Genomic DNA, 6,635 nt, shown 5'->3' with positions numbered 1-6,635 from the left:
AACGGTTTCAATGATGATCAAATCATATCCGGCGGCTTCCAAAACAATCATCGCTTCACGGGTATACCTAGCAATTCCGCCTAATGTCCCTTTTGAAGGGGTCGGTCTGATAAATGCGTTTGCATCTCTTGCTAATTCTTCCATACGTGTCTTATCACCAAGAATGGATCCGCCCGTAATTTTTGAGGAAGGGTCAATAGCAAGAACTGCTACTTTCATATTTTGGGCAGTTAAAAATTTTCCAAATGCTTCTATAAAAGTTGATTTTCCAACACCAGGTATTCCGGTTAAGCCTAACCGCATAGAATTTCCGGAATGTGGTAGTAAATCTGTCAATAGTTCTTGAGCACTATTTTGATGATCACTTCGCGATGATTCGATGAGTGTGATGGCCTTCGCAATTGCTCTGCGATTTCCTGATAAGATTTTATCGGTCAATTCATGCATTTAATCACCAATTACACCGTGAGTTACTAATGCCAAAACTTCTTCTGTTAACTCATCGGATTTCACTTGCCCGTCGGACTTATACCATGAACTAATTCCATTTAAACTATCAAAAAGTAAGATGGCTAAAATGGTTGCATTACATTCACGTATCGAGCCGTCTTCAATACCTATTCTAATTATTTCACGAACCCTTGCTTCTATATCTTTATGGTTTTGGATGCTCTTTAACTTTAAACTTTCTTCTTCCATCTGACCACGATGACGAACGTGGCAACGTATTATGTCATCGGTAACAATGTTGATATAGCCTTGAACAAATTGATATAATTTCTGGAAACCATTGCCGTTGATTAAAATTATTTCATCAAGTAAACCATTGATGCGAAGGCATGCCTCCTCTTCACATTTCACTAATATATCTTCTTTGTTTTTAATGTAATAATAAAGGGTAGGTTTAGTAACATTTTGCATTTGTGCAATATCATCAAGCGAAGTTTTATAATACCCTTTTTCCATAAATGCTTTCGAAGCATTTCTCAAAATGATATCGAGCTTCTCTTTTCTCTTTTCTTCACGGGTTTTATTTTTTCCCACCGCTTGCATTTTTTATATTCCTACTGATATTATTAATCATATATATATTGATTTTTACGATCTCATGCATATATATGTTACTGAATAGTAACATATTATCTAGAAAAAACATCTTTTTTATTCAAAGGAATACCAAAATGACTCAAGAAAATATCGTGATAGTTGGCATGTCAAGAACCCCAATGGGTGGTTTTCAGGGTGATTTTGCTAGTGTAACTGCTCCCGCGTTAGGTGCGGTAGCTATTAAGGGTGCACTTGAGCAAACATCATTAAATGTCGAAGATATTGATGAGGTATATATGGGATGCGTTCTCCCTGCTGGAATTGGACAAGCTCCTGCAAGGCAAGCTGCATTAGGCGCTGGCCTTCCTAAAAATACTGCCTGTACCACCGTTAATAAAATGTGTGGTAGCGGCATGGAAACCGTAAGATTAGCCCATAACGCACTTATGGCGGGGTCGGCTGACATTGTTGTTGCTGGTGGCATGGAAAGCATGAGCAATGCCCCTTATATCTTACCCAAAATGAGAAGTGGCGCACGCATAGGTCACAGTGAAGTTAAAGACCATATGTTTCTTGATGGTTTAGAAGATGCCTATGACACAGGTACACTCATGGGCGTTTTTGCTGAAAAAACCGCAGAAAAATATAGTTTCACACGTGAAGCACAAGATGAATTTGCTATTGCCTCATTATCTCGTGCAAATTCTGCTATCGATAAAGGATATTTTAAAGATGAAATTACTCCTGTTACGGTTAAAAGCAGAAAAGGTGAAACTGTAATTGATACAGATGAGCAGCCTGGAAAAGCGCGTCCTGAGAAAATTCCTTCACTTCGCCCTGCATTTGCAAAAGATGGAACGGTGACCGCAGCCAACGCTAGCTCAATTTCAGATGGCGCATCAGCCCTAATTATGATGCGGGAAAGTGAAGCGGAAAAAAGAGGAATTAAACCGATTGCACGTATTATTGATCACAGCGTACATGCACAAGAACCAAATTGGTTCACCACCGCACCAGTAGGCGCGATGGAAAAACTTTATAAGAAAACCGGTTGGACGGATGCTGATGTTGATCTTTATGAAATCAATGAAGCCTTTGCTGTAGTGACCATGGCCGCAATGCATGACCTTAATCTTGATCATGAAAAAGTTAATGTTCATGGTGGTGCTTGCGCTTTAGGTCACCCTGTAGGCTCTTCTGGATCACGCATAATGATAACATTACTTTCTGCCTTAAAAACACATAACGGTAAACGCGGCATAGCGAGTCTTTGTATTGGTGGCGGGGAAGCAACTGCAATAGCATTAGAATTAATTTGAAAAAATATCATTAATTCGCAGGAAATTGATTTTTCAAACGTATAATAGCTATGTCAGCGATGCACGTATGTGATCGTCATTCCCGTGCAGTCACTTCCCCCCTACACATGCATCGCTGATTACTTTTCATTTTGAATATTTTTCTTCTCATTCTCGACATATTTTGTATGTTATATGCTGCATCAATAAATAATGGCGGCTCATATTTCTATTCCAACGGACTACATACTTAAACAGCTAACTGAAATACAAAATAGTCCGCTGTTTGAAAATAAAAATCGTCTCAAACGATTTCTTAGTTATGTTGTCAATGAAAGTCTATCTGGAAATGCCCATCTCATAAAAGGCTACACACTCGGACTAGAAGTATTTGATAAAGATGAGAATTTTGATCCGCAAACAGATGCCATTGTCCGTGTTGAGGCAGGGAGATTAAGACGTTTATTAGAAAGCTATTATTTAGCCGAGGGAAAGAAGTCACCAATATTAATTACTTTACCTAAGGGAAAGTATAAACCCGAATTTAAGACAAGAAAAGATATAGAGAATGAAAGTCTTAATGATCCAATTTTTAATGCCGCAGCAGCACCACCTACGGGTCCCGCAATAGCCGTTCTTCCATTTGAAGTGATTGGTGAACAAAAAAGCGCTTCAATATTTGCAGACGGTATAACGGAAGAAATAATAAATCAGCTGAGTTTAAGTCCTAGTTTATTTGTTATTAGTCGAAAAGTGACTTCGCTTTATAAAAATAAATCTGTCGACATTCGTGAATTATCAAAAGAACTTGAAACACATTACGTCTTGGAAGGAAGCATTAGGCAAGCGAAACAAATGGTGAGAGTTAATGCACAGTTATTAAATGGTACAAATGGTGCAATAATCTGGACGGAAAAATTTGATTATCAATTAACGCCTGAAAATATTATCACTGTACAAGATGAAATTGCAGCGAAAGTTAGCGCAACAATAGGTGATGCATATGGTACAATAATGCGAACAAGCGCTATTGATATGAAACGTAGCCGCACTGATTTTCTTGAGGCTTATGAAGCAATGCTTCGTTTTCATGATTATTTATTTGATTTATCACAAAAGTCACATTTAAAAGCACGTACAAGCTTAGAAAGTGCTGTCAAAATTGATCCTCATTACGCTGATGCCTGGGCAGGGCTTTCATTTCTAACACTGGACGAATATAGATTTAGTTTTAATGTGCAAGGTGAACAGGAACCTGCATTAATTCGCGCACAAAAATTAGCTGAAAAAGCAATAAGCATGAGTTCGCAGTTTTCTATTGCCTGGTATGCTCTGACTATAATCCATTACCATAATGGCGAGTTAGAAAAATTTCAGGATAATATCAAAATGGGGCTAAGCCTTGCCCCTAATAGTCCGGCCGTTCTCGCAGATAGCGGGGTTTATCTCTGTTTAATGGGAGAACTTGAGCAGGGTTTATCTCTTGTAAAAAAAGCAATCTCTTTAAATCCACAACATCCCAACTGGTGCGAATTTGCTTTATTTCATAATCATTTTCTGAAAAATGAATATGATAAAGCCAAAGCATATGTCAGCACCATCGAAACACCTGACTGGTTTTGGCCTTATGCCTTAGAAGCCATTAACTTTGCCGAAATTGGTGATTTTGAAGCCAGTAAAAAAGCACGTGAAAACCTCTTGAGACTTTATCCCGACTTTCCAAAAAATGCAGAAAAGGAATGTATGAAATGGTTTCATAGAAAAAAAGATGCTAAAAAATATCTCACGAGCTTTAAGAAGGCTGGTCTTATTCAATAATACCGCATGCGGAAAAAATCCAACTTGCTTTTAAAGCGACTTTCGCTTCTTTAGCCATAGTCCTTTTAAGAGTCTCACTATATGAAAGGCAATCAGCCGTTACATATTCATTATCTTGAATAACATCTCTATAACGATCAATAATATCTACGACTCCATCGTTATAATCTTCTTGTGAAATTGTTTGAATAAGGCCAAGTTGGGCCAACGATCTTATCTTGTTACGTCGGTCCGAAATTTCAAGTGGACGAAATTCAGCATTTAATGCCTCTTGCGAACCTATCAATAATACAAGTCTAGGTGCTGACAAAAGCATTTCATTTTTGTCTTTTGTATAAAAATAACTTGCAGAATAGATCGTAAGTACAAAGAGTATAAAACCAATGACTATTATCTTAGATTTCTTTTTTTCTTCCATCTTTATTTTATATACCGAAAGTTAAACACGGGTCTAGTTTTTTGGTGTTCTTATTCATGAATTATTCATGAAAACTTGATAATATAAAGTAAGTTAACTACAAGTAGTGAAATAATTTTTAAACGTAGATGCATTAAATGACTTTTGATGAATTAAAAAAAGAACTTATTGCTTCCCCAAAGACTTGGTTAGTGACGGGCGCAGCAGGGTTTATTGGCTCGAACCTTGTCGAAGCCCTTTTAACATTAGACCAAACTGTCGTTGGATTAGATAATTTTTCAACCGGACATCAACATAATCTAGATGCGGTTGAAAAAAGTGTAACTCGGGATCAATGGGAAAACTTTACTTTTTACCGTGGCGATATCTGTGATTATGAAAGTTGTAAAAAGGCTATCAAGGGCGCTCAATACGTATTACATCAAGCGGCACTAGGGTCAGTACCTAGATCAATTGCAAACCCCATTAACACAAATGCATCTAATGTCACTGGCTTCCTCAATATGCTTGAAGCGGCAAAGGAAGAAAAAGTTTTAAACTTTGTTTATGCAGCCTCAAGTTCCACTTATGGCGATCATCCTGATTTACCAAAAGTTGAAGATAAAATCGGCAACCCATTATCACCTTATGCCGTGACAAAATATGTCAATGAACTCTATGCAGATGTCTTTTCCAGAACCTATAATTTCCATTCAATTGGACTTCGTTATTTTAACGTATTTGGACAACGTCAAGATCCCGAAGGTGCCTATGCAGCCGTTATCCCAAAATGGGTAAGCGCTGTTAAAAATAATGAAACCGTTTATATTAATGGTGATGGCGAAACCAGCCGAGACTTTTGTTTTATTGAAAATGTAATCCAAATTAATTTACTTGCGGCAACTTGCGAAACAAATTCAAAGAGCGAAGTATATAACGTCGCAGTCGGTGATCAAACATCACTAAATCAATTAATTGAACTGATCAAAGAAAACCTAAACGCGCCAGAATTTAACAAAATCGAATATCGTGATTTTAGGGCTGGTGACGTTAGACATTCAAAAGCATCAATTGAGAAAGCCATAAAAGATCTAAATTATGATCCGCAATTTACAATGCGGCAAGGTCTTAAGAAAATGCTTTCATAAGGCAACATTATGGAAAATAATTCTGACGGTATCAAACGCACTGGTGAAATTGAAGAATTCACTAATGTTCATATAATCCATCCTATTAGCAGTTGGTTGGTACCGATTTTTATTAGTTTGAAGATCACACCCAATATGGTCTCTTCTTTTGGGATGCTTTGCGGCATATTAGCGGGATTTTGTTATTTTAATTATCAAAACCCACTTTTTGCCGTTCTTGGATTCATGTTTATGTTTATGTGGCATGTTTTTGATGGTGCTGATGGACAGCTTGCCCGCGCCACGCAAAATTTTTCCGAGATAGGAAAAGTCATAGATGGTGTTTGTGATTATGTAACTTTTATTAGTGTATATGTCGGCATTTCCCTGGCACTTAGTCCAATCGTAGGCAATGATATTTGGTTTTTATCAATTGGCGCGGGGCTGTGTCACGCCATACAGTCCGGCGCTTATGAATTACAAAGAAGCGAATATGATTATTGGGGCAAAGGAAAAGCCTCTTCTGACTTACCAAGCATCAATGAATTAATTGATCACGGCAGAAACAAATCAACGATTGGGCAACTCGCTAATCAACTACATATCGGTTATATTCGAATGCAATATGCCTTTAGTGGAGTTGATCGTAATTTTCGCCATTCAATTAAAGAAGTTTTGAGCTTAGCACCAGAAAAAGAAGAAAAAATAAGAGAACTATACAGAGAGCTTTATGCGCCCGCTGTAAATAACTGGTCTATTCTTTGTGCCAATTACCGTACTTTTGCCATATTTATCGCGTCAATTAGTGGTGAGCCGCAATATTATTTTTGGTTCGAAGTGGTAGCCTTAAATATCGCTCTTATGTTTCTGGTTCAAAAACAAAAAATATTAAATGACTTGTTTACCATGAGATTAAAAGAAATTATTTAATAGAGTAAGATTAGGAAG

The 6,635-nt window shown here is 37.4% G+C and carries 6 protein-coding genes and 1 pseudogene; 4 read left to right on the top strand and 3 right to left on the bottom strand.

The annotated features are described in order from the left end of the window. Window positions 1-447: pseudogene (locus ACTF6W_RS07480) on the bottom strand (methylmalonyl Co-A mutase-associated GTPase MeaB); the annotation flags it as partial. Then, window positions 448-1,053, bottom strand: coding sequence for a TetR/AcrR family transcriptional regulator (locus ACTF6W_RS07475; protein ID WP_438993917.1), 606 nt, complete (start codon window positions 1,051-1,053; stop codon window positions 448-450). It lies immediately after the preceding pseudogene. Between the two features lie 128 nt (window positions 1,054-1,181). Here ACTF6W_RS07475 and ACTF6W_RS07470 point away from each other — a divergent pair, with 128 nt between their 5' ends. Then, on the top strand, window positions 1,182-2,366 hold the full coding sequence (locus ACTF6W_RS07470; protein WP_438993916.1) for an acetyl-CoA C-acyltransferase: 1,185 nt from the start codon (window positions 1,182-1,184) through the stop codon (window positions 2,364-2,366). A gap of 192 nt (window positions 2,367-2,558) precedes the next feature. Continuing rightward, window positions 2,559-4,163 (top strand): hypothetical protein, encoded by a 1,605-nt coding sequence (locus tag ACTF6W_RS07465; RefSeq protein WP_438993915.1) that lies wholly within the window; start codon window positions 2,559-2,561, stop codon window positions 4,161-4,163. Here the strand turns inward: ACTF6W_RS07465 and ACTF6W_RS07460 are convergent. Then, window positions 4,153-4,473: a hypothetical protein gene (locus tag ACTF6W_RS07460; RefSeq protein ID WP_438993914.1), complete on the bottom strand. Its 321-nt coding sequence runs from the start codon at window positions 4,471-4,473 to the stop codon at window positions 4,153-4,155. The two genes, ACTF6W_RS07465 and ACTF6W_RS07460, sit on opposite strands and share 11 nt — an antisense overlap. A 245-nt stretch (window positions 4,474-4,718) precedes the next feature. Here ACTF6W_RS07460 and ACTF6W_RS07455 point away from each other — a divergent pair, with 245 nt between their 5' ends. Both ACTF6W_RS07455 and ACTF6W_RS07450 read left to right on the top strand, forming a co-directional pair. Next, window positions 4,719-5,708, top strand: a complete 990-nt coding sequence (locus ACTF6W_RS07455; RefSeq protein WP_438993913.1) for an NAD-dependent epimerase/dehydratase family protein — start codon at window positions 4,719-4,721, stop codon at window positions 5,706-5,708. A gap of 9 nt (window positions 5,709-5,717) precedes the next feature. Then, complete coding sequence (locus ACTF6W_RS07450; RefSeq protein ID WP_438993912.1) at window positions 5,718-6,617, top strand: CDP-alcohol phosphatidyltransferase family protein; 900 nt, start codon at window positions 5,718-5,720, stop codon at window positions 6,615-6,617. The last annotated feature ends 18 nt before the right edge of the window (window positions 6,618-6,635 follow it).

The organism is Pseudemcibacter sp. (genome assembly GCF_965661635.1).
GTDB lineage: Bacteria > Pseudomonadota > Alphaproteobacteria > Sphingomonadales > Emcibacteraceae > Pseudemcibacter.
Note: the sequence above shows the minus strand (reverse complement) of the source record. Positions and strands in the feature narration are given on the sequence as shown.